This window comes from Paralysiella testudinis (assembly GCF_016894345.1).
Lineage (GTDB): Bacteria > Pseudomonadota > Gammaproteobacteria > Burkholderiales > Neisseriaceae > Paralysiella > Paralysiella testudinis.
Map to the genome: position 1 here is coordinate 1,126,309 of NZ_CP069798.1, position 22,831 is coordinate 1,149,139.

Genomic DNA, 22,831 nt, shown 5'->3' on the forward strand with positions numbered 1-22,831 from the left:
CCTGGGCAAGGAAATTCAATATGTTGATTAACGATAGGGAACCGAATTGGGCATTCTTGTTTGGAATAATCTTACTGATCTTTGCGATGGTTGTTTTTGCTTCTTTGGTGCAATACCAAGAGGAAAAACAATGGGCAGCCGATGCCCAAGCCCACAACTGCCGCATTATTCAAACCGATAACAGTTCCCAATTCAAAAAAACGACCACATGGCAATGTCCGGACGGCTCTGTCCATATTCGTTGACGGAGTGAGCTTATGAAAACTTATACGGTTAAAGAGGCGGCCAAGTATTGTAAGTGCCACCCCGAAACCATCAGAGAGTACATCCGCAGCGGTGTTCTGGCGGCAAGCAAGCCGGGACGGGCATATTGTATTAAAGCTGCGGTACTTGACGCATTTCTGGATGCTTTGCAAAATCACACTGTGCAAGCATCACTCGAACACAGGAGTGAGCAAAAATGCCAATCTATCCAAGAGAAAATGGGTTTTGGTACATTGATATCAGGACGGCGGGCGGCAAGAGAATTAGACGTTCTGCTGGGACAAAAAACAAGCAGGCAGCCCAAGAGTTGCACGATAAATTAGCTCATGAGCAATGGCGGCATGAGCGTTTGGGTGAAAAAAACAAGATACTTTGGGATGAAGCCGCACTGCGCTGGATAAAAGAGAAAGGAAGCAAAAAAAGTATTATTGATGATGTGAGCAAAATTAGGGTATTAAAAAGCTTCAGGGGTATTTACTTGGATGATTTTAATCAAGATTTCATTATGGATGTGATAGATGAATTGGACTGTAAGGACAGCACTAAAAATCGGTATTTGGCTCTAATCCGTTCAATTTTTAACCGCAGTGTCAAAGTTTGGCGTTTTATTGATCATGCGCCCACCGTCATCATGTATCCAGAAGGCAATGGCCGGATTCGGTGGCTATGGCCGGAAGAGGCAAAAGCACTCATAGAGGCATTGAGGCCTTCATATCATGCTGATTTGGCATTATTTGCATTGAATACAGGGTTGAGGCTCAGCAATGTCCTAGCTTTGGATAAAAATCGGATTGACCGGGAGCGGCGTGTTGCTTGGTATTACGCGGATGAAACAAAATCTGGTCAGGCTTTGGGTGTAGCACTGAACGATGTGGCAATGGAGATTATTAACCGGAATTGGCCAAAACATACCAAATTTATTTTCGTCAATAATCTTGGGCAGCCGGTTAAGGGAATTGATCGGCGGCTTTGGGCAGCGGCTTTGAGTAAAGCCGGTATTGAAGATTTCCGCTGGCATGATTTACGGCATACTTGGGCAAGCTGGTTGGTACAGAGAGGTGTACCCGTCAGGGTGCTTCAGGAAATGGGTGGATGGAAGACGCTGGAAATTGTTCAACGGTACTCTCATTTGGCACCAGACCATCTTCATGAGCATGCAAAGCTTTTGAATAACGTTACAAAATGGGACACAGATTGGACACAGGCTCAAATGAAGGAGGTATTATTGATTGCTTAGAGTTAAGCTAGAAAGCTGACTAGGATGAATTTTTTTTGGTGGCCAGACCCAGGATCGAACTGGGGACACACGGATTTTCAATCCGTTGCTCTACCGACTGAGCTATCTGGCCGTGCTGCTTTTGAAGCTGCGTATTAAACCAGATTGATTTAAGTTTGGCAAGTTTTGCGTGCAGCTGGAATTGGCTTTCGTTTTAGGTGATTATTTTTAATGGAAATAAAAATGATACTGGATGGGCAGTGTGGCGGGGGATTTTGTGATACTGTTTTGGTTTTCAGGCAGCCTTTGATTTATGTAAAGTGGCTATGATGGGTTGCAATGGATGGTGAAAGAGGTGCGTTAAATGATTGAACATGCCGAACTGGCGGCTTGGCAGCAAGGTTGGTGGGCGGGTGCGCTGCGGCGAAATTCGCCCAATTTTGCGCCCAGGCCCGTGGGGGAAGCGGTGACTTTGGCGGTGATACACAATATTTCTTTGCCGCCGTTTGTTTATGGCGGCGATGCGGTTGAGGCTTTGTTTACCAACAGAATCGCAGCCGATGAAGCGGATCCATTTTTGCGTTCGCTCACGGCATTGCGGGTATCGAGCCATTTTTTGGTGCGCCGATGCGGGGCGGTGCTGCAGTTTGTGTCGTGCGATGATATGGCGTTTCATGCCGGAGCATCGCATTTTCGCGGCCGCAGCGGCTGCAATGCTTTTTCGGTGGGCATTGAATTGGAAGGCTGCGATTTTGAGCCGTTTACATCGGCGCAGTATGCATCGCTGTTGAACTTATTGGCGGCAATCGGTTCTGTTTATCCTGTAGCTGCGGTGTGCGGCCACCAGCATATTGCGCCGGGGCGCAAGAGTGATCCGGGGCATTTTTTTGATTGGCCGCGATTGCAGCAGGCAGGGCTGCCGCTGGATTTAACCGTTCAGGCTGCCTGAAAAGGCCGCCAGCCATAGTTATAGTGGATTAAATTTGAATCAGGCCAAGGCGGCGAGCTGAAGACGGTACAGATGGTATATGGAACAGAGTTTTGTTGGCGTGCCTACGCTTTACAAAATCGTTCGCTTTGCGCTAAGGCGAGGCAACGCTGTACTGGTTTAAATCTAATCCACGATGAAATTGTGTTTGCATGCTGTTGTGCTGGGGCTTTTTGGTTATAATTGCGGTCAATTTAATGGCTTAAATAATGGGCAGGGTTGTGTGCCTGTTTGGGAAGTGTTTATGAATGATTCGGTGTGGATTGTATTGGCGCTGGGCGCGGCGGTGATTTTGGCGGTGCTGGTCTACAATATGTATCAGGAAAATCAGTACCGCAAGCAAGTGCGCGAACAATTTGGCCATGCCAATAAAGATGCTTTGCTGGATAGCGAAATTCATTCGGTGCGCGATGGCCAATCGGCTGCGACAACAGCTACGCCGGCAGCCGCACCTAAACCGGTGCGCGAAACCAATCTGGCCGATTTAACGCCGCCCACGGCAGCAGACGCCGCAGCCAACGAGGCCGCAGTCAACGAAGTTGCGATTACTGAAACAGCAGAAACCTTGTCCGCTGAGCCGGCCACAGAAGCCGCCGAGCCGGTATTGCAGCCCGAAGCCACGCCGTTGGCCAATGCATTTCAATTTATCAAACGCCACAAGCCGCAGCCTGCGCCGGTGGCCGCCGACAAAAAGCCGCTGTTGGATGTGCAAGACATGGCGCAACAGCCGCTGCCTTGGTTTGATGCCCGTTTTGATTATTTAGCCTACATTGGCCTGCACGAGCCGCAAGAATTGCACGCTTTGCCGCGCTTAAGCAGCCGCCACCGTTTCCGCATGGTGGGCTGTACCATGGACAACCGCTTTCAGGTAGCCGAGCCGATTCCCAGTGTTTATTATCAAGGCTTTGTGGTGGGTTTGCAGGCCATCAGCCGCAGCGGCTTGGCCGGGCAAGATGAGCTGGCACAGTTTGGCGAGCAGGTAAGCCGCTTTGCCGAAGGCATGAACGGCACGCTGCTACTCACCGATGTGGATGCCTTTTTGGCGCTGGCGCGGCCTTTGGATGAGCTGTGCGCGCGCGTGGATCAAACCATTGCCATTCATTTGGTATCACGCAACAACATCAGCGGCACCGAATTGCGTGCCGCAGTGGAAAGCGAAGGCTTTGAGTTGTCGCACGATGGCGCATTTTATTTCCCCAACGAGCGTGGCGAGCCTTTATTCAGTATTGTGACTTTAGACAACACGCCGTTTACCGCCACCTTATTGTCCACGCAAACCTACCGCGGCTTCAGCATGTTGTTTGATGTGGTGCATGTGCCCAACGGCGAAAAACACTTCAACCAGTTTATGGATTTGGCGGTGAAGCTTTCTAGTAAGCTGGGGCTCGATTTGGTGAACGATAAGCTGGAAGAGTTGTCGACCCAATGGCTGAAAGAAGTACGCCGCTATGTGGTGGAGCGCCAAGGTGAAATGAAGCAGGTAGACATTGAGCCGGGCAGCGAGCTGGCGCAGCGGCTGTTTTCTTGATGTTTTAAACGGGCTGATGAGTGCCCGTTTTCCTGTGTTCAGGCAGCCTTTGGCGCTGCCTGTTTTGTTTTTTATCCCTGCCTTTCGGTTTCCTACGCATGAATCACGATGATGATGATATCGCCCGCCGCATCCACAGCCTCAGTGCCGAGCTGAACCAGCATGCCCATGCGTATTACACGCTGGATGCCCCTGCGATTCCCGATGCCGAATACGACCGCCTGTTTCGGCAATTACAGGATTTAGAAGCACAATACCCCGCTTTCAGGCAGCCGGACAGCCCCACTTTGCGCGTGGGCGGCGCGGTGCTCAAAGGCTTTGCCGCCGTGGTGCACACGGTGCCGATGTTGTCGCTGAGCAATGCTTTTTCACCGCCGGATGAACAAGGCGGCTTTGACCATGCCGAGATGTGGGCGTTTGATGCCCGCGTGCGCGAACTGCTTGGCGGCACTGCCGTCCTTTATCTGGCCGAGCCGAAGTTCGATGGCTTGGCCATCAGCCTGCTGTACCGCGATGGCCTGCTGGTGCAGGCCGCCACCCGCGGCGACGGCAGCAGCGGCGAAGATGTGACGGCCAATGTGCGCACCATTGCCAATATTCCCCTGCGTTTGGCGGGCGTAAGGCTGCCTGAATTGCTGGAAGTGCGTGGTGAGGTGTTGATGTTTAAGTCTGATTTTGTCCGTTTAAACCGGAAGCAGGCCGGCTCAGGACAAAAAGCCTTTGCCAACCCGCGCAATGCCGCTGCGGGCAGTTTGCGCCAGCTGGATGCCCGCATCACCGCCAAACGACGGCTGCATTTTTTCGCCTACGGCATTGCCCAACTAGAGGGTATGACACCGCCGGCCAGCCACGGTGCGGAGCTGGATTTACTCGCCGCACTGGGATTTAGCATTCCTCCTGCCGATATGATGTGCCGTCATGCGGATATGGCTGCGGTGCTGGCGTTTTACCAAGAAATGAGCAAACTGCGCCCCGAGTTACCGTTTGAAATTGACGGCATGGTGGTGAAGGTGGACAGCTTGGCGCAGCAGCAGACGCTGGGCTTTGTGTCGCGCGCGCCGCGCTGGGCGATTGCGCACAAATTCCCGGCCGAAGAAGCGCTTACTGTGGTGGAGGCGATTGACGTTCAGGTGGGGCGCACTGGCGCCGTCACCCCGGTGGCGCGTTTGCGACCGGTGTTTGTGGGCGGGGTAACGGTCACCAACGCCACCTTACACAATGAGGGCGAAGCGCAACGCAAAGACGTGCGCGTGGGCGACACAGTGGTAGTGCGCCGCGCCGGTGATGTGATTCCCGAAGTGGTGGCGGTGGTGTTGGAGCAGCGCCCCATGCACACGGGGGCAACAGTCGAAAATGGCGACTTGTTTGCCGATATCGACACGCTGGTGCCGCAATATCCGCCTTTCAGGCTGCCTGAAGCTTGCCCGGTGTGTGGCAGCGGGATTGAGCGCGAAGACGGCGGTGCGGTGGCGCGTTGCAGCGGCGGTATGTTGTGCCAAGCACAGCGGGCGCAGGCATTGATTCACTTTGCCTCACGCAAAGCGATGGACATCGACGGCCTTGGCCAGCGGCAAATTGAGCTATTGGTGGCACAAAACCGTGTGCGCCATTTTGCCGATGTATACCGGCTCAGCTTGGCCGATTTACAGGCGATGAAACGGCAGGCCGATGCCGAAAACAACGACGAAGCGGTGGATGACACCGCGGCCAATCATGGCCAGCCGGTAAAATGGGCGCAGAATATTCTGGCCGCCATCGAGGCCAGCCGCCAGCCGCCGTTGGCACGCTTTTTGTTTGCCCTAGGCATCCGCCATGTGGGCGAACGCACCGCCAAACAATTGGCCTTGGCCTTTGGCGACTTGGCCACCGTGCGCCGTGCGCCAGAACCACTATTGGCTTGCCTGCCGGACATCGGCGCCATTGTGGCGCAATCGATTGCGCATTTTTTCAGGCAGCCTGAGCAAGCGCAGCAAGTCGATGAATTGCTGGCCGCCGGGGTGGTGCCGCAGCCGCAAAATCCCGGCCTGGATTTGGCCGCATTGCTCAGCCCGCCGCGCTGGTTGGCACGCCTGCCCGGCTTGCGCCTGAGCGAAACCCGCGCCCAAGCTTTGTGGGCGCTGGCCGGTGAAAACGAAGCCGCCTTGCTCACCGACGCCGCTTTGCCGCCGGAATGGCAGCAATGGCGCGAACAGCCGCATCATCACACCTTACTGATGGAAATACTGGCCTTTGTGGCCGAGCTGCACCCTGTCGCAACCCTTCAGGCAGCCTCGGTATCTGTGCCCACCGCCGTGGCGGGCAAAACCTTTGTGCTCACCGGCACCTTGCCCGATTGGAGCCGTGACGAAGCGCAGCAGCGCATCGAAGCGGCCGGCGGCAAGGTGAGCGGCAGTGTGTCGAAAAAAACCGATTATGTGGTGGCGGGCGAAGCCGCTGGCAGTAAATTAGCTAAAGCCCAAACACTGGGCATCAGCGTATTAAACCAAGTGCAATTACAACAACTATTGGAGCAATCATGAGTCAATCCATTAAAAAATGTGTTTTCCCCGTGGCCGGTATGGGCACCCGCTTTTTGCCCGCCACCAAAGCCAGCCCCAAAGAAATGCTGCCGGTGGTGGACAAGCCGCTGATTCAATATGCAGTGGAAGAAGCGGTGGCCGCCGGGTGTACTGAAATGGTGTTTGTTACCGGGCGCAATAAACGCAGCATTGAAGACCATTTCGATAAAGCCTATGAGCTGGAAACCGAGCTGGCCTACCGCAACAAAAATAAATTGCTCGAATTTGTGCAAGATATTCTGCCTAAAAATGTAACCTGCATGTACATCCGCCAAGCCGAGGCGCTGGGGCTGGGTCATGCGGTGTTGTGCGCCCAAGCGGCGGTGGGCGACAATCCGTTTGCGGTGATTTTGGCCGACGATCTGATTGATGCCGCCCCCGGCGCTTTGGCGCAGATGATGGCGGCCTACCGGCGCAGCGGCAACAGCGTATTGGGTGTGGAAACCGTAGATTCGCAGCAAACCGGCTCCTACGGCATTGTCGAAGTGGACAAAGAAGCAGGCGGCCAGCGCATCCGCAGCATTGTGGAAAAACCGCATCCGGACGAAGCACCGTCGAATCTGGCGGTGGTGGGGCGCTATATTCTTACGCCGCGTATTTTCAGCCTGCTCACCGATTTACCGCGCGGTGCCGGTGGCGAAATCCAACTCACCGATGCCATCGCCCGCTTGCTGCAACACGAGCCGGTGTGGGCACATGCCTTTGACGGCGTGCGCTACGACTGCGGTAGCAAATTGGGCTATTTGGAAGCCACTGTGGCCTACGGCTTGAAACACCCGGAAGTGGGCGCGGATTTTGCGGCTTTATTGCAGCGCATGGCGGGGAAGTAATCTTCTGCATTGCCCAGTTTGATGCGATGTAGGGTGCACTATGTGCACCCTATTTGTTAGGTACACACCATTATGACTATGACGAAAGATCAGCCATGAGCCACAGCTATCCATGGGCGCATATTGTGCATTTGTTTTGCGCCATTATCTTTGCCGGTGGGGTGTTTTTTGAGATGTTGGTGTTGTCGGCGCTGCATGGGCAAGCGGTGGATAAAGCGGCGCGCAAACAGGCAGAAGCGGCGGTGTCGCGCCGCGCCCGTAAAGTGATGCCGTGGGTGGTGGCTTTGCTGTTTATCAGCGGCTTATTGATGGCACACCGCTATGCCGCGCTGCTGGCACAGCCCTTGGCTTCGGCGTTTGGCTTGCAATTAAGCTTGAAAATCGTGCTGGCGGCCAGTGTGTTGGGGCATTTTGTGGTGGCGGTAACCAAAATGCGCCGGGGCACGCTCACCGTGGCCTGGTCGCGCTATATTCATGTGGCGGTGTTGGTGCAGATTATTTTGATTGTGCTGCTGGCCAAAACCATGTTTTATCTGGCTTGATGGCGCAAAGTTGCGGCGCTTGTTTGGTTTTGGTGTTTATGTTCTAATGGTGGCCTGTCAGAAACAGGGGTGCTGTGTAATATAGTGAATTAAATTTGAACCAATACTGCGTTGGCTCGCCTTGCCGTATACCTATACTGTCTGCGGCTCAGCTCAAAGAGAACGATTTACTAGGGTGCTGAAGCACCGAGTAAATCAGTTCCGCCTTGTCTTAATTCAAATTTAATCCACTATAAAGCACGGCTGAGAGAGTCCCTTTACACCCGAACAGGATAATACCTGCGTGGGGAGTTTTTCAATCTTGTAGCAAAGAAACTCAATAATCCTACGGCGTTGGCTCGCCTAGTCGTACTATCTGTACTGCCTGCGGCTCAGCTCAAAGAGAACGATTTACTAAGGTGCTGAAGCACCAAGTAAATCAGTTCCGCCTTGTATGATTTATTGATTTTCTTTGCTATTGGCTGGTGTGGGTTATTGGATTTCAGGCTGCCTGAAGCCATTATTTATTGCCCACCCTGCCGCAAGGTGCTGCTGTTTCGATGCCGATATTTCACTGCAACCGGAGCGCACACCATGGCCGTTACCAAACCCACCGAAGCCCAAGCCCTCGACATTTTAAGCCAAGATTTGGCGATTCAGTTCAAATACCCCCATTCCGATAAAATCTATCTTACCGGCAGCCGCGCCGATATGCGTGTGCCGCTGCGCCAAATCCGCCAAGACGACACCATCACCGCACAAGGTGCAGAAGCCAATCCGCCAATTCCGGTCTACGACACGTCCGGCCCTTATGGTGATGCTGCAGCGCATATTGACTTAAAACAAGGGCTGCCTGAAATCCGCACGGCGTGGATTGCCGAGCGCGGCGACACCGAGCGCTTGGCCGGATTATCAAGCGAATACGGGCAGGCGCGTGCACACGACCCCAAAACCGCCCACCTGCGTTTCAACCAAATCACCCATCCGCTGCGTGCCAAAACCGGGCGTAACGTCAGCCAAATGCACTATGCCCGCCAAGGCATTATCACGCCGGAAATGGAATACGTGGCCATTCGCGAACGCATGAATCTGGACAAGCTTTTCAGGCAGCCTGAATACGCCAAATTGCTGAAGCAGCACGCCGGCCAAAGCTTCGGCGCCAATATTCCCACCCACCCCGATCAAATCACCGCCGAATTTGTGCGCAGCGAAATTGCCGCCGGCCGCGCGATTATCCCCGCCAACATCAACCACCCCGAGCTGGAACCGATGATTATCGGCCGCAATTTCCGTGTGAAAATCAACGGCAATCTGGGCAATTCGGCGGTTACTTCCTCGCTCACCGAAGAAGTGGAAAAAATGGTGTGGTCGCTGCGCTGGGGCGCGGACACCATTATGGATTTATCCACCGGCGCGCACATTCACGAAACGCGTGAATGGATTATCCGCAATGCGCCGGTGCCCATCGGCACAGTGCCGATTTATCAGGCGCTGGAAAAAGTGGGCGGCGTGGCCGAAGATTTAACTTGGGATTTGTTCCGCGACACCTTAATCGAGCAGGCCGAGCAAGGCGTGGATTATTTCACCATTCACGCCGGCGTGTTGTTGCGTTATGTGCCGCTCACCGCCCAGCGCCTCACCGGCATCGTGTCGCGCGGCGGCTCGATTATGGCCAAATGGTGTTTGGCGCACCATCAGGAAAACTTCCTCTACACCCATTTCGACGACATTTGCGAAATCATGAAAGCCTATGACGTGTCGTTTTCACTGGGCGACGGCCTGCGCCCCGGCTGCATTGCCGACGCCAACGATGAAGCGCAATTCGGCGAATTGCACACCTTGGGCGAGCTCACCGCCAAAGCGTGGCAACACGATGTGCAGGTGATGATTGAAGGCCCCGGCCACGTGCCGCTGCAACGGGTGAAACAAAACATGACCGAAGAGCTGCAACATTGCTTTGAAGCGCCGTTTTACACCTTGGGCCCACTGGTTACGGATATTGCGCCGGGCTACGACCACATCACATCGGGCATCGGCGCCGCCAATATCGGCTGGTACGGCACCGCCATGCTCTGCTACGTTACCCCCAAAGAGCATCTGGGCTTGCCCGACAAAGAAGACGTGCGCACCGGCATCATCACCTACCGCATCGCCGCCCATGCCGCCGATTTGGCCAAAGGCTGGCCGGGTGCACAATTGCGCGACAATGCGCTCTCGAAAGCACGCTTTGAATTCCGCTGGCGCGACCAATTCCGCTTGGGGCTCGACCCCGAACGCGCCGAGAGCTACCACGACCAAACCCTGCCCGCCGAAGGCGCCAAAATCGCCCATTTCTGTTCCATGTGCGGCCCCAAATTCTGCTCAATGAAAATCACCCAAGAAGTGCGCGACTATGCCGCCGCACAAAAAACCGCACAGCAAGGGATGCAGGAAAAAGCGGTGGAGTTTGTGCAGCAGGGTGGCAAGATTTACCGCTAGGGTGTGTGTGCTTAATGGATTGCCGAATTCAGTTTGGTAATGATTGTTATGCCTTTCAGGCAGCCTTATTTTCAGGCTCTTGGATAAATTTTGCAGATTTGCGCTTATTTCACTGGCTTAATACGCAGCACAATATGCGGCTTGGTGCTGGATTGGCTTTGCTCCAGCGCCCGGCGTTCGGCGGCGATGTCGGCAAATTGCTGCGGCGACAATAAATTAGACCAATCGCCACTTAAATACCATTGCGCACCGTCGATTTCGGCGGGGTGCTGGATGCGGATGCTGCCGTTGCCGCATTGCAAATCGGTGTCGGCGCAGTATTTGTCGCAGCCCCAACAGATGCGTTGCGGGTGAGGCGGGTGCAGGGGGAATTTTTTGGCCATGGTGTGTTTTGCGTCAAATATACGGGAGCATTGGCCGTTTATACACCTCGATGGCGGCTGCTACAATATTCAATCCGTTTGGTGCGGAGTAAGACCAAATGGGGTTTCAGGCAGCCTTGGGAAATGGGCGTGCTATTTATTAATCAATACAGGAACTCAAAATATGCAATCATATTGGCAATTGGCCGCTGGCTTGGGTGTGGCGCTGGCATTAAGCGCTTGCGCCAGCAACACCGATGCTGTGCTTACGACTTACGATGCCCAATCGCAGGCGCGGATACGTTTGTTTGGGCAAAACCAAAAGCCCACTATTATGGATGTTTGCCAGCCTAGCGGTAAAACACAGCGCATCAATGTGGGTGGCAGTATGGGCGATGCATTCAGTTCGTTTACCCGCACCGCCAGCAACCATAGCCTTGGGATTGCCCCCAGCGAAACCACGCGCCAGCTTGCCCGCCAAGACGGTATTTTGTCCAAAGCCCTCTACCGTGAGTTTGCAATTCCGGCGGGCAAGCCGGTAAATTTACGTGCTGCTTATGTCGGCCTTACCACCACCTATTCAACGCCTGCCCATATTGTCACCATGCGTGAAGGCAGTTGCCGGTCGGCAAGCGCGTCTTTTGTGCCGCAGGCCGGGCATGATTACGAGGTGGTTTCTTTGCAGCATGGCCGCCAATGCGGTATCAGTGTGTTTGATTTGACGGATGCGGGCCAGCCGGTGGCGGTGGCACTGGAGCCGCTGCAAAAATGCCGCTAACCGGCTATGGCCGTTTCAGGCAGCCTAAGAGCCTGTTCACAATCTTTTATTGTGCTGTTTTCAGTACATAAACAGGCGCATGCTGCGTTAAAAATGCGCGTCAAAGCTGGCTTTGGCTGTGCTTTTTGCCTTGCCTGCACCCGTTTCTGCACTAAAATCCGCTACAAAAAAATCGTGAACAGGCTCTTAAATCCTGTTTTGCATTATTTTGAAATCTTTAAAAACCATGAACCAACTTAAAATCCCCTTTTGGCTCAAGCCCGAAACCCACCGCAATAGTGCCGCAGCAGTGGCGGCGGTGGGCAGTGTGTTGTTGCTGTTGAATTGGCCAGCGCAGAATGTGGCTGCCTTTATCGGCATTATCGTGCTGTTTATGGGCGCGTTTGTGGCCATGGCGGGGGTGATGGCGGCGCTTAAACACCATCGCATCGGGCTGGTGGTGCAGTGTTTGCTGTTGATGATGTGGTCGGTATTGTTGCCGCTGGTGTTGCTGTCGCGGGCGGTGGTTTAGGCGTTATGGATTTGGCCAACGGAGGGTGTAAATCATGAAAAAGCTTGTTATGGCGGTATGGTGTATGGCGGTGCTGTTGGCCGGGTGCGGTGATAAAACCGGCCAGGCAACGCCCGCTGCGGTGACTTGCGGTGATGAGCAGGCGCAGGCGGGGGTGCGCGATGCGTTTTTGCACGAGCTGAAAAATCAGGCAGCCTTGGGCTTGGATGAGGCTGATTTGAACAAGGTAACCGCTGCGGCCGCCACATTGCAATTGAGCCTGTTTGATGTGCGCACCGACAGCAGCGACCCCACGCATCAAAAAGCGGCCTGCAAAGCCATGCTCAAAATCACCCTGCCGCCGGCGATGCAGCAGCAGTTTGCCGATGTGGGGCAGGCAATGCCGGATTTGGCGTCGACATTCGGCCATGAAGGCAGCAGCGTAGAAGTGCTGGCCGGCAACACCATCCAAGCACCGGTGGCCTATGCCGTCCAACGCACCGACGACGGCCAGTCGCTTTATATCGAGGCCGAGCTGTATGGATTGGGATCGGAATTTGCGGTGTTGCTCACGCCGCTGAGCGATACCTCCGCGCAAGCGGCGGCTGCAGCGCATCCGGACGGCATGAGTATAGAACAACTGCAACAGTTGCGCCGCGAAGCCGAAAGCCGGGAAATCGAAAACCGCATTGCCCATGCCAAGCTGAACACCTTGTGGCAAGATTTGCCCGCTGATGTGCGCACGGATCTGCGTGCCGAGCAGCAAGCTTGGCTGGCCGACATCCGCCAGCAATGCATGGCCGAAGCCGAAGCCGAAAGACAGGAGAGCGAAGTGGATTATGTCGATCAAGGTCAGCGGATATTGGCCTGCAACACCCGCAAAGTGGAGCACCGTTATCAAATTTTACAGCCTTACCATATTCGCACGCCGGAATACGAAGCCAAGGAAGAGGCCGCAGTGAACAGCGCCGACCCGCGCCCTGAGGTGTATTAACCGCACTGCGCCGATTGGATAGAAAACACATGAACATCCATATTTTAGGCGGCGGTTTACTGGGGCGTTTAAGTGCGCTGGCGCTGGCCAAGCAAGGCTTTCAGGTAGCCTTGCATGACAGCGGCGGGCGCGAGGGCGCGCAATCGGCGGCCTATGTGGCGGCGGCCATGCTGGCGCCGATGGCCGAAGCGGTAGACGCCACCGCGCTGGTGTTGGCTTTGGGGCGGCAAAGCCTGCCTTTGTGGCACGACATCGTACGCACGCTACCTGAACCGGTGTTTTTACAGCAAAACGGCAGCCTGATGGTGTGGCATGGCCAAGATGCGGCGTTGGCGCAGCAGTTTGAACGGCACTTGCAGCGCGCCCATGCAGGGCAATCCGTATGGCAACGCTGGCAGGCGGCGGATATTGCCGCGCAAGAGCCGCAGTTGGGCGGGCGTTTTCAGGCAGCCTTTTATCTGCCCGGTGAAGGCCAGCTCGACAACCGCCAAACCTTGCTGGCTTTGGCCGCTGCCTTGGATCAGCACGGTGTGGCCTGCCATTGGCACAGCCGTGCCGATGCCGCCAGCTTGCAGCAGGCAAACGGCTGGCTGCTCGATTGCCGTGGTTTTGGTGCCAAAACAAGCTGGAATGCCGCCGCCGGCAGTCGTTTGCGCGGCGTGCGCGGCGAGGTGGCCAGAGTATGGGCGCCGGAAGTGGCGCTCACCCGCCCGGTGCGGCTGCTGCATCCGCGCTATCCGCTCTATATTGCGCCCAAACCCAATCATGTATTTGTGATTGGCGCCACCCAGATTGAAAGCGAAGACGACAGCCCGCTGTCGGTGCGCGGCGGTTTGGAGTTGTTTTCGGCGCTGTATGCCGTGCATCCGGCCTTTGGCGAAGCACGGCTGCTGGAAACCGCCAGCGGCCTGCGCCCCACCTTAAACCACGACAACCCGGAAATCCGCTATTGCCCGCACCGCCGCACCGTGGCCGCCAACGGCCTGTTTCGGCACGGTTTTATGATTGGCCCGGCGGTGGCCGATGCTTTGGCGCGTTTGCTGTGTTTATTGCGAGAGCAACAAAGCCCGCCGCCGCAAGATACGGTGAACGGCTTGGCTTGGCAGCAGTGGCCGGTTGCATGAGTGATTGAAGCTACGCATTCCTAAAAAGCGCAGCCATTTCCCCACTATTTTTCAGGCTACCTGAAACGTACAATCCGTGCAGCCATCCCCTTGGCGCAGCCGAATCGAAGCGGATTTTAGCGGGAGAAGGGTGCGCTATGTTTGAGCGCAGCGAGTTCGCACCCACCGCTAAAATTCGTGTAGATGAGGGAAGTTTGGCGCAGCCAAACCTGCAACCGGGGTCGCCTTTTTTTGCTTACTTTTTTTGGCGAAGCAACAAAAGTAAGTGGCCGCGCGGCCATAAAGCGCAAAGTAAAACGATAAGGAAACGCATAAAAAGCACAGCCGGTTTTTAAATAAGTCACTTCACTATGATCTGCCAATGGATTGCCGAATCCGGTTCGGCAATGACGGCCTTACATTTCAGGCAGCCTGAATAAACAACTTCTAAAATAATTGTATTTTCATATCGGTAAACAAGGTAAAAAATGAACATCATCATCAACGGCGAAGCCGTCGATTTTAACGGCCATACCGTAGCCGATTTGCTGGCGTTCAGGCAGCCTGAACGCCCGTTTGCGGTGGCGCTAAACCAGCAATTTGTGCCCAAACAGGATTACGCCGCCACCGTATTGCAAGCAGGCGATGCGGTGGAAATCGTGCGCCCGGTGGCGGGTGGATAATAAAATGAGGTTGCCGGTTTCAGGCAGCCTATAATCCGATAATGAGTAGCGTCTATTGCCCCTGATTTATCCCGAAAGGAAGCCATCCCATGTACCAATTACACATTGCCGAAAAGCATATTTCCTCTTGGTCTTTGCGCGCGTGGCTGCTGTTGCGCACGCTGGCGATTCCGTTTGCCGAAACCCTGCACCGCTACCAGCCCGATGATTTGGCGGCGCAGCGGCGGGCGTGGCAGGCGTTTTCGCCCACGTCCAAAGTGCCGGTGCTGGTGGACGGCGACACCGTGGTGTGGGACAGCTTGGCGATTGCCGAATACGTGGCTGAGGCGCACCCGCAGGTGTGGCCGCAAGATAAGCAGGCACGCGCCTGGGCACGCAGCGCGGCGGCAGAAATGCATTCGGGCTTTGGCGTATTGCGCAGCCAATGCGGTTTCCGTTTGGACGAAGTGGCCGCACCCGCCATCAGCGCCGACTTGGCTGCCGAGCTGGCCCGCATCAATCAGCTGTGGAACGAAGGCTTGCAGCGCTTTGGCGGGCCGTTTTTGGCCGGTGCCGATTTTAGCGCGGTGGATGCGTTTTACGCTCCGGTGGCCATGCGCTTGCAGTGCTACCAGCTGAACGGCTGCCTGAATGGCGCTGCTGCCGACTATGCGCAAAGGCTATTGAACTTGCCCGCGATGCGGCAATGGTGTGAAGAAGCGGCGATTTAAGTTTTTGCCGTTTCAGGCAGCCTAATACCAATTCTACAAAATAATATAACAAGGCGGCGAGCCGAAGACAGTACAAGTAGTACGGCAAGGCGAGCCAACGCAGTTAGGTTATTTTGTAGAATTGGTATAATTTAAGGCCAAAAAAAGGAAACCCATGAACAAACCCCTGTGTTTATACGGGCACGAATTTTCCAGCCGCTTGCTGTTGGGCACCGCGGCCTATCCTTCGTTAGATGTTTTGCAGCAGGCGGTGGCGGCGGCGCAACCGGCCATGCTCACGGTGTCGCTGCGCCGCCAAGGGGCGGTGGATTCGGCGCACGGGCAGGGCGTGTGGGCGCTGTTGCAGGGGCTGGGTTTGCCGATTTTGCCCAATACCGCCGGCTGTTTGAGCGTGCAAGAAGCGATTACCACCGCACAAATGGCGCGCGAAGTGTTTGAATGTGATTGGATTAAGCTGGAGCTGATTGGCGACGACGACACCTTGCAGCCGGATGTATTCCAATTGGTAGAAGCCGCCGATGTGCTGATTAAAGACGGCTTTAAGGTATTGCCGTATTGCACCGAAGATTTGATTGCCTGCCGCCGCCTGCTTGATGTGGGCTGCACTGCGTTGATGCCGTGGGCGGCGCCGATTGGCACCGGCCTGGGCGTGGTACACGAATACGCTTTGCGCGTGTTGCGCGAAAGGCTGCCTAAAACCCCGCTGATTATCGACGCCGGCTTGGGCTTGCCTTCGCAAGCGGCGCAGGTGATGGAGTGGGGCTTTGACGCGGTGCTGCTCAACACCGCCGTGTCGCGCAGCGGCAACCCGGTGGCGATGGCACAGGCATTTGCGCAGGCCGTGGTTGCCGGGCGTTTGGCTTATGGCGCCCAGCCGATGCCGCCGCGCCGCGCCGCCCAAGCCAGCACGCCCACGGTGGGGCAGCCGTTTTGGCACAGCGCGGAGTATTGACACCAAAGCGGATAAGGCGGCTGTGTTAAAATGCCGCCTTTGTTGATGATAAGCAAACGGATGATGTATGCAGGGTTTGGTGCCATTGCTGGTGTTGAAAAAGGGTGAGGCGGCGCTGTTGGCGGCGCTGTCGGTGTTGCTGATGGGCAGCGCGATTATTTATTTTGAATGGGTGCCGCAGCTGGCTTTGTTGGCGGCTCTGGTGTTGCTGCTGCTGGTGGGTTTGGCCAAAAAAGTGGCGTTTGCCGATATGCAGCAGCGCATGGCCGCTGCTGTGGCCGCGGCGATGGGGGCGGTGTATCTGTTTTTCTTTATTGGGCTGTTGGTGAGTGCGCTGATGATGAGCGGCGCCATCCCCACGCTGATGTATTACGGCTTTGAATTGCTGTCGCCGCACTATTTTTATGTGTCGGCCTTTGTGCTCACCGCGCTGGTGGGCATCGCCGTTGGCAGTAGCCTCACCACTTGCGCCACTTTGGGCGTGGCGTTTATGGGCATGGGCGATGCCTTTGGTGCGCAAATGGCGCTCACCGCCGGGGCAGTGGTGTCGGGCGCGTTTTTCGGCGACAAAATGTCGCCCTTGTCGGACACCACCGGCATTGCCGCCTCGATTGTGGGGGTGGACTTGTTTGACCACATCCGCAATATGGCCTACACCACTGTGCCGGCCTTTGTGCTTACCGTGCTGTTGCTGTGGTGGTTTTCAGGCAGCCTGAACCATGCCGATTTAAGCCGCGCCGCGGCGTTTCAGCAGCAATTGCAAGCCACCGGTTTGGTGCATGTTTATGCTTTATTGCCGCTGGCGGTATTGGTGGGTTTGGCGCTGCGCCGGGTCAACGCCATTTTGGCGATTTTGGCCACGGTGGCGGTGGCGCTGGGGTTAACTTATGTGCACAGCAGCCCGAGTTTGGCGCAGCTGGGGGCGTATTTTTTCAGCGGTTTTAAGTTGGAGGGCGATTTTGGCGCGGTTAACAGCCTGATTGGCCGCGGCGGCATCCAGAGCATGTTTTTCACCCAAACCGTGGTGGTGCTGGCGCTGAGTTTGGGCGGCTTGCTGTTTGCCTTGGGGGTGATTCCAGCCTTGCTCGAAGCCATGCGCCATTTTCTCACCAATACCGCGCGTGCCACGGTGTCGGTGGCGGCCACCAGCGTGGGCGTGAATGTGCTGATTGGCGAGCAATACCTAAGCCTGTTGCTGGCCGGCGAAACCTTTAAGCCGGTATACGACCGCTTGGGGCTGCACCGGCGCAACCTGTCGCGCACATTGGAAGATGCCGGTACGGTGATTAACCCGCTGGTGCCGTGGGGCGTGTGCGGGGTGTTTATCAGCCACACTTTGGGCGTGCCGGTGCTAAGCTATCTGCCTTATGCGTTTTTCTGCTATTTGAGTTTGGCGCTGACCTTGCTGTTTGGTTTTAGCGGGCTCACCATCAGCCGCAAGACGGACGCGGATTAGTTTTCGCCGCTGCCTGAAGCCACAAAGCCGCCTGTCGTCGTGCAGGCGGCTTTGTTGTATTTGAAATGGCTATAGTGAAATGCATAACAAAGTGCTACGGCGTTGCTGTGCCTTGTCGTACTACCTGTACTGTCTGCGGCTTCGCGCCTTGTATCACTTTATTCTTCATTCCACTATATAATTGCCAAGTTAGCCATTACTTATTATTAAATATGAATATTGTTGAAGCCATTGTGATTTTGCTGTTGTTGGTGGCCGTGAGTGCCTTTGTGTCGTGTTCCGAGCTGGCGCTGGCCTCGTCGCGCAAAATCAAATTGCAGATTTTGGGCAAAGAAGGCGATGTGCGTGCGCTGGATGTGTTGCAGATGCAGGAGCAGCCGGGCAGCTTTATCACTGTGGTGCAAATCGGCCTTAATGCGGTGGCGATTCTGGCCGGTGTGGTGGGCGAAGCGGCGGTGCGGCCTTATTTGGGCGCGCTGTTGCGGCGGTTTAGCGAGGCGGATTGGGTGAGCACCTTGGCTTCGCTCTTGTCTTTCTTTGTGGTTACCAGCCTGTTTGTTTTGTTTGCCGACTTAATGCCCAAACGTTTTGCCATGATTCACCCCGAGCGCGTGGCGGTGCGGGTGGTGCGGCCGATGATGCTGATGATTTTTCTGCTCAAGCCCTTGGTGTGGTTTTTCGACGGCATCGCCAATCTGATTTTTAAAATGCTGCGCATTTCCACCGTGCGCCAAGACCAGCTCACCTCGGAAGACATCTATGCCGTGGTGGATGCCGGCGCCGAAGCCGGCGTGCTCAAGCAGCAAGAGCATTATTTGATTGAAAATATCTTCGACATGCAGTCGCGCACCGTTACTTCTACCATGACCACGCGCGAAAACATCGCCTATTTTGACACAAGCGATAGCGCCGACACCGTGCTGGCGCTGATGGCCGAAAAGCCGCACGCTAAATTTTTGGTGTGCAACGGCGAATTGGAAAAAGTGGTGGGCTATATCGAATCGCACACCTTGCTCACGCATTACCTGAAAGAGCAAAATCTCAAGCTCACCGATAAGCGCGTGCTGCACAAAGCCTTGTTTATTCCCGATACGCTCTCGCTGTATGAAGTGCTCGAAGCCTTTAAAAACGCCGGCGAAGATTTTGCCGTGATTGTGAACGAGTATGCGCTGGTGGTGGGGGTGGTGACGCTCAAAGACGTGATGAGCATTGTGATGGGCGAATTGGTGGCCACCGAAGAAGAGCCGCAGATTATCCGGCGCGATGAAGCATCGTGGCTGATTGAAGGCGCCGCACCGCTGGAAGACGTGATGCGCGCGCTGGACATTGTGGATTTTCCGCATTCGGAAAACTATGAAACCATCGGCGGTTTTATGATGTATTCGCTGCGCAAAATCCCCAAGAAAACCGATTTTGTGTTGTTTGACCGCTATAAGTTTGAAATCATCGACACCGAAAACCTGAAAATCGACCAGCTGTTGGTGTCGTTTAAGCAAACGCACGACAAACCCCATGACAGCCCAGCGCCACAGCCGACTTCAGGCGCAGCGCTTGTGCCGGTACAACATCGGGATGGGGCAAAATCCGGCCAGGCTTGATATGGCACTTAAATTGTTTGGTTATTGACCATGAAAAAATTGCCGCAATCAATGATTCAACCGCGCCACGCCATTTTGAGGGGCGAGCCGGGTAATGTTGCTTTGGAAGTGTTGTTGGTGCCGTTTCGCTGGAAGAACGAATGGGTGGACACAGCCATCCGGCTGGATGGCGTTAACCTGCCTTCTGCGCATCTGGCGGATTTGGCCGACAAAACGTTTTCGTTTCCCCTTAATCCCGATGCAGAAGCAATTGATGGCTCTATTTATTTGGATAGTGCGCACCATCCATGCGATGTGTCTGTAATTGAGTTTATGCGGAGTCGAAATGATGGACTCAAGGTGTTAATCAAAGGTGTTTATGTGTTTGAGTTTGAAGGTCTTGATCAATTTGGCAATACCCCGTTTATCCTCAGTACCACCGTTAGCTCGTGTGCGCTTTAGATGCGGTTTTATATTAAAACGGGCGTATTATAAAAAAAGCCGTTATCTTCATTGCATATGAAGATAACGGCTTTTTTAAGGCTGCCTGAAAGATAATACGTGGATTATTCAGCCGCTTTGGCCACCACCACCATGGCCGGGCGCAATACGCGGTCGGCTAGGGCATAGCCTTTTTTCAGCACGCGCACGATGCTGTTGGGGGCTTGATTGCTCTCTTCGGTTTGTAAGGCTTGGTGTTGGTGCGGGTCGAGCGCATCGCCCGGCTGTGGGTTGATTTCGCTGATTTGGGTGTGTTCAAACGCTTTTTGCAATTCGTTTAAGGTCATTTGCACGCCCATTTTCAGTGCCTCGAAATTGCCGCTTTGGTCTTGCAGCGCCATTTCCAGATAGTCTTTTACCGGCAGCATTTCGGCGGCGAATTTCTGCCCGGCAAATTTGTGTGCCGATTGCAATTCTTCTTGATGGCGGCGGCGCAGATTTTGCTCGGCAGCAGCGCTGCGCAGCTGTTCGTCTTGCAGCTGGCCTTCCAATTCGGCAATGCGTGCGGTTAATTCGGCGGTGTCGGCTTCTGCATCGGCAGTGCCGTGTTCATCGTGGCCGATGTCGGCGGCCAAGGTTTCGTCGGTGTTGTATTCGTGGGGTGTTTGTTGTGGCATGGGATATTCCTTATTCATTCGGGTTTCATCGGCTTACAAATGGGTCTGTAGCGGGGTTTTTCAAGCGGGTGTACGGCGGATTTTGGCGGCCATGCCATGTGTGTTTTTCGCTCGGTGCTGCATTGCCACAAAAGGCGAAACGCGCTAAGGTGCGATATTGCGGCGTAGCAGCTTATTATGCCTGTGTGTAGAGCAGATGTTAATGATAAAAATAAAGGAGAAAGCATGGGATTACGCTTAATGAACGAGCAGGCTAAGCAGGTGGCGTCCACCATTCTGGCCGGGTTTAACAAACACTATACAATGTTTCGCGCCGCCAGCAGCCGAGCCAAGGCGCTGTATGAGGCAGCCGATTGGCACGGTATCCAGCAGCTGGTGGCCGATCGCATCCAGATGTACGACGACCGCGTAGACGAAGCGGTGCAGGTGTTGCGCCAAGAGGTGATGGCCAATTTGCTCAACGATGATGTGTGGGCGCTGGCCAAAACCGAATACATCGCTTTGCTGGTGAACCATAAGCAGCCCGAGCTGGCGGAAACGTTTTTTAATTCGGTGTCAACCAAATTATTGGACAAGGAATACTACAACAACCAGTTTATTTTTGTGAAACCGGCGATTTCCACCGAATACATTGACGCCGAGCCGCATACGTTTGAAGCGTTTTACCCCAATTCGCAAGGCTTGCGAGGCTGCCTGAAAAAAATTCTGCGCCATTTCGATTGGCAAGTGCCGTTTGTGAATGAAGCGCGTGATATTGCCAATATTCTGCGTGCGGCCAAGGCGCATTTGCAGGAAGATTGGCCGCTGGGTGAGCTGAACCTGCATTTGCAGGTGCTGGGCAATGCCTTTTACCGCAATAAAAGCGCCTATATTTTCGGCCAGATTATCAACGGTAATGTGCGCTATCCGTTTGCGTTTGCCATTGTGCACGAAAATCACGACAACGGCAGCAGCGGCTTGGTGGTGGATGCCGCCTTGTTCGACCCGCAGCAAATCGGCGTGCTGTTTTCGTTTGCGCGGGCGTATTTTATGGTGGACATGCCGGTGCCGGCGGGTTATGTACATTTTCTGCAAGCCATGCTGCCAATGCGCTCGGAAGGCGATTTATACACCTTGCTCGGTTTGCAAAAGCAGGGCAAAAATATTTTTTACCGCGAGTTTCACCAGCACCTTGAATATTCACACGATTCGTTTATTCTTGCCCCCGGGGTGAAAGGGCTGGTGATGAGCGTGTTTACGCTGCCGTCGTTTCCCTATGTGTTTAAAGTGATTAAAGACACTTTCGGCCACAATAAAGACTTCGACCGCGAATACGTGCGCCAAAAATACTTGCTGGTAAAGCGGCACGACCGCGTGGGACGCATGGCCGATACACTGGAATTTTCCAATGTGGCCTTGCCCAAACACCGCTGCGATGAAGAGCTGTTGCAAGAATTGCGCACCTTGGCGCCCACGCAAATCGAAGAAACCGACGACTTGCTGGTGGTAAAGCACGTATACATTGAATACCGCCTCAAGCCGCTGAATCTGTTTATGCAAAGCGCCGCGCCCGCAGCCAAAGCCGCGGCGGTGATTGATTACGGCTACGCCTTAAAAGAGCTGGCCTCGGCCAATATTTTCCCCGGCGATATGCTGTATAAAAACTTCGGCATGACCCGCTTTGGCCGGGTGATTTTCTACGATTACGATGAAATCGAATACATGACCGACTGCAATTTTCGCGCTATACCCGAAGCGCCCAACCCCGAATACGAGATGTCGGGCGAAGTGTGGTATCCGGTGAACAAAGGCGATGTGTTTCCGGAAGAATTCGGCCCCTTTTTGCTGGGCGAGCCGGATGTGCGCAAAGTGTTTTTGCAGCACCACCGCGATTTGCTCACGCCGCAATTCTGGCAAGCCAAAAAAGAGCGCTTGCAAGCGGGGATTTTGGAAGACTTCTACCCCTATCCGCAATCGGTGCGCTTTAAGCCCGATGCGGTGCAAAGCGGGCTGATGGACAGGCCGGATGTGTAGTTTTGACACCCAGCATTGTATTGCCAGTAATAGGCTGCCTGAAAACCCGATGTCAGCAAATTATTCAGCCTTTGCCCTATTGGCGCCTAAGGGAACCAAAACACGGCAATAAAATCCACGAGTGGTTATGCCATGATCAAGTTTTTATGTTTAAGATATTGAATTTTTGAATAAGCTGTATTCGGTAAACACCATTGCCAACCAAGGGAGAC

At 54.5% G+C, this 22,831-nt stretch carries 22 protein-coding genes and 1 tRNA gene; 20 read left to right on the forward strand and 3 right to left on the reverse strand.

Features of this window, described 5'->3' with window-relative positions; all coding sequences use genetic code 11:
- Positions 1-20 precede the first annotated feature (20 nt).
- From JQU52_RS05805 to JQU52_RS05815, 3 genes are read left to right on the forward strand one after another with little or no spacing between them, the layout of a single operon-like run.
- Positions 21-245, forward strand: coding sequence for a hypothetical protein (locus JQU52_RS05805; RefSeq protein WP_230340190.1), 225 nt, complete (start codon positions 21-23; stop codon positions 243-245).
- A gap of 12 nt (positions 246-257) precedes the next feature.
- Entirely contained in the window at positions 258-587 is a 330-nt protein-coding gene (locus tag JQU52_RS05810; protein WP_230340191.1) for a helix-turn-helix domain-containing protein, read from the forward strand.
- Positions 503-1,501: a tyrosine-type recombinase/integrase gene (locus tag JQU52_RS05815; RefSeq protein ID WP_268866638.1), complete on the forward strand. Its 999-nt coding sequence runs from the start codon at positions 503-505 to the stop codon at positions 1,499-1,501. Before JQU52_RS05810 ends, JQU52_RS05815 begins: the two co-directional genes overlap by 85 nt.
- Before the next feature lie 36 nt (positions 1,502-1,537).
- On the opposite strand, the gene JQU52_RS05820 is transcribed toward JQU52_RS05815, so the two are convergent.
- Positions 1,538-1,613: transfer RNA gene (locus JQU52_RS05820), tRNA-Phe, on the reverse strand.
- A 231-nt stretch (positions 1,614-1,844) separates the two neighbouring features.
- Between JQU52_RS05820 and ampD the strand changes: the two genes are divergently transcribed.
- From ampD to thiC, 6 genes are all read left to right on the forward strand, one after another.
- On the forward strand, positions 1,845-2,429 hold the full coding sequence (ampD, locus tag JQU52_RS05825; RefSeq protein WP_230340192.1) for a 1,6-anhydro-N-acetylmuramyl-L-alanine amidase AmpD: 585 nt from the start codon (positions 1,845-1,847) through the stop codon (positions 2,427-2,429).
- A gap of 283 nt (positions 2,430-2,712) precedes the next feature.
- On the forward strand, positions 2,713-3,996 hold the full coding sequence (locus tag JQU52_RS05830; RefSeq protein WP_230340193.1) for a cell division protein ZipA C-terminal FtsZ-binding domain-containing protein: 1,284 nt from the start codon (positions 2,713-2,715) through the stop codon (positions 3,994-3,996).
- Positions 3,997-4,094: 98 nt separating this feature from the next.
- Entirely contained in the window at positions 4,095-6,515 is a 2,421-nt protein-coding gene (gene ligA, locus JQU52_RS05835) for an NAD-dependent DNA ligase LigA (RefSeq protein ID WP_230340194.1), read from the forward strand.
- Positions 6,512-7,384, forward strand: coding sequence for a UTP--glucose-1-phosphate uridylyltransferase GalU (gene galU, locus JQU52_RS05840; RefSeq protein WP_230340195.1), 873 nt, complete (start codon positions 6,512-6,514; stop codon positions 7,382-7,384). Before ligA ends, galU begins: the two co-directional genes overlap by 4 nt.
- A 95-nt stretch (positions 7,385-7,479) precedes the next feature.
- Complete coding sequence (locus JQU52_RS05845) at positions 7,480-7,926, forward strand: CopD family copper resistance protein (protein WP_230340196.1); 447 nt, start codon at positions 7,480-7,482, stop codon at positions 7,924-7,926.
- A gap of 573 nt (positions 7,927-8,499) precedes the next feature.
- Positions 8,500-10,383, forward strand: a complete 1,884-nt coding sequence (gene thiC / locus JQU52_RS05850; protein ID WP_230340197.1) for a phosphomethylpyrimidine synthase ThiC — start codon at positions 8,500-8,502, stop codon at positions 10,381-10,383.
- A gap of 104 nt (positions 10,384-10,487) precedes the next feature.
- Here the strand turns inward: thiC and JQU52_RS05855 are convergent, their stop codons facing one another.
- Positions 10,488-10,766, reverse strand: coding sequence for a DUF3079 domain-containing protein (locus JQU52_RS05855; protein WP_230340198.1), 279 nt, complete (start codon positions 10,764-10,766; stop codon positions 10,488-10,490).
- A gap of 163 nt (positions 10,767-10,929) precedes the next feature.
- Between JQU52_RS05855 and JQU52_RS05860 the strand changes: the two genes are divergently transcribed.
- The 10 genes from JQU52_RS05860 to JQU52_RS05905 all read left to right on the forward strand — a co-directional run bounded on the left by JQU52_RS05860 (position 10,930) and on the right by JQU52_RS05905 (position 19,950).
- On the forward strand, positions 10,930-11,523 hold the full coding sequence (locus JQU52_RS05860; RefSeq protein WP_230340199.1) for a hypothetical protein: 594 nt from the start codon (positions 10,930-10,932) through the stop codon (positions 11,521-11,523).
- A gap of 226 nt (positions 11,524-11,749) precedes the next feature.
- Positions 11,750-12,034, forward strand: coding sequence for a hypothetical protein (locus tag JQU52_RS05865; RefSeq protein WP_230340200.1), 285 nt, complete (start codon positions 11,750-11,752; stop codon positions 12,032-12,034).
- 34 nt (positions 12,035-12,068) lie between these two features.
- Positions 12,069-13,007 carry a hypothetical protein gene (locus JQU52_RS05870; RefSeq protein ID WP_230340201.1) on the forward strand — a complete coding sequence of 313 codons (939 nt, stop codon included), beginning with the start codon at positions 12,069-12,071 and terminating at the stop codon, positions 13,005-13,007.
- Between the two features lie 29 nt (positions 13,008-13,036).
- Positions 13,037-14,131, forward strand: a complete 1,095-nt coding sequence (locus JQU52_RS05875; protein WP_230340202.1) for an FAD-dependent oxidoreductase — start codon at positions 13,037-13,039, stop codon at positions 14,129-14,131.
- A 467-nt stretch (positions 14,132-14,598) separates the two neighbouring features.
- The gene (thiS, locus tag JQU52_RS05880; RefSeq protein WP_230340203.1) at positions 14,599-14,793 is read left to right on the forward strand and encodes a sulfur carrier protein ThiS; all 195 of its coding nucleotides are present in this window, start codon (positions 14,599-14,601) and stop codon (positions 14,791-14,793) included.
- A gap of 89 nt (positions 14,794-14,882) precedes the next feature.
- The gene (locus JQU52_RS05885) at positions 14,883-15,503 is read left to right on the forward strand and encodes a glutathione S-transferase (RefSeq protein ID WP_230340204.1); all 621 of its coding nucleotides are present in this window, start codon (positions 14,883-14,885) and stop codon (positions 15,501-15,503) included.
- Between the two features lie 154 nt (positions 15,504-15,657).
- A complete protein-coding gene (locus JQU52_RS05890) occupies positions 15,658-16,455 on the forward strand; it encodes a thiazole synthase (RefSeq protein WP_230340205.1) in 798 nt (265 codons plus the stop codon).
- A gap of 67 nt (positions 16,456-16,522) precedes the next feature.
- Complete coding sequence (gene nhaC, locus JQU52_RS05895) at positions 16,523-17,911, forward strand: Na+/H+ antiporter NhaC (protein WP_268866629.1); 1,389 nt, start codon at positions 16,523-16,525, stop codon at positions 17,909-17,911.
- 212 nt (positions 17,912-18,123) lie between these two features.
- Positions 18,124-19,509 carry a hemolysin family protein gene (locus JQU52_RS05900; protein WP_230340206.1) on the forward strand — a complete coding sequence of 462 codons (1,386 nt, stop codon included), beginning with the start codon at positions 18,124-18,126 and terminating at the stop codon, positions 19,507-19,509.
- Between the two features lie 30 nt (positions 19,510-19,539).
- A complete protein-coding gene (locus tag JQU52_RS05905; RefSeq protein ID WP_230340207.1) occupies positions 19,540-19,950 on the forward strand; it encodes a hypothetical protein in 411 nt (136 codons plus the stop codon).
- Between the two features lie 104 nt (positions 19,951-20,054).
- On the opposite strand, the gene grpE is transcribed toward JQU52_RS05905, so the two are convergent.
- On the reverse strand, positions 20,055-20,606 hold the full coding sequence (gene grpE / locus JQU52_RS05910) for a nucleotide exchange factor GrpE (RefSeq protein WP_230340208.1): 552 nt from the start codon (positions 20,604-20,606) through the stop codon (positions 20,055-20,057).
- A gap of 225 nt (positions 20,607-20,831) precedes the next feature.
- On the opposite strand from grpE, the gene aceK reads away from it, so the two are divergent.
- The gene (gene aceK / locus JQU52_RS05915) at positions 20,832-22,619 is read left to right on the forward strand and encodes a bifunctional isocitrate dehydrogenase kinase/phosphatase (RefSeq protein ID WP_230340209.1); all 1,788 of its coding nucleotides are present in this window, start codon (positions 20,832-20,834) and stop codon (positions 22,617-22,619) included.
- The last annotated feature ends 212 nt before the right edge of the window (positions 22,620-22,831 follow it).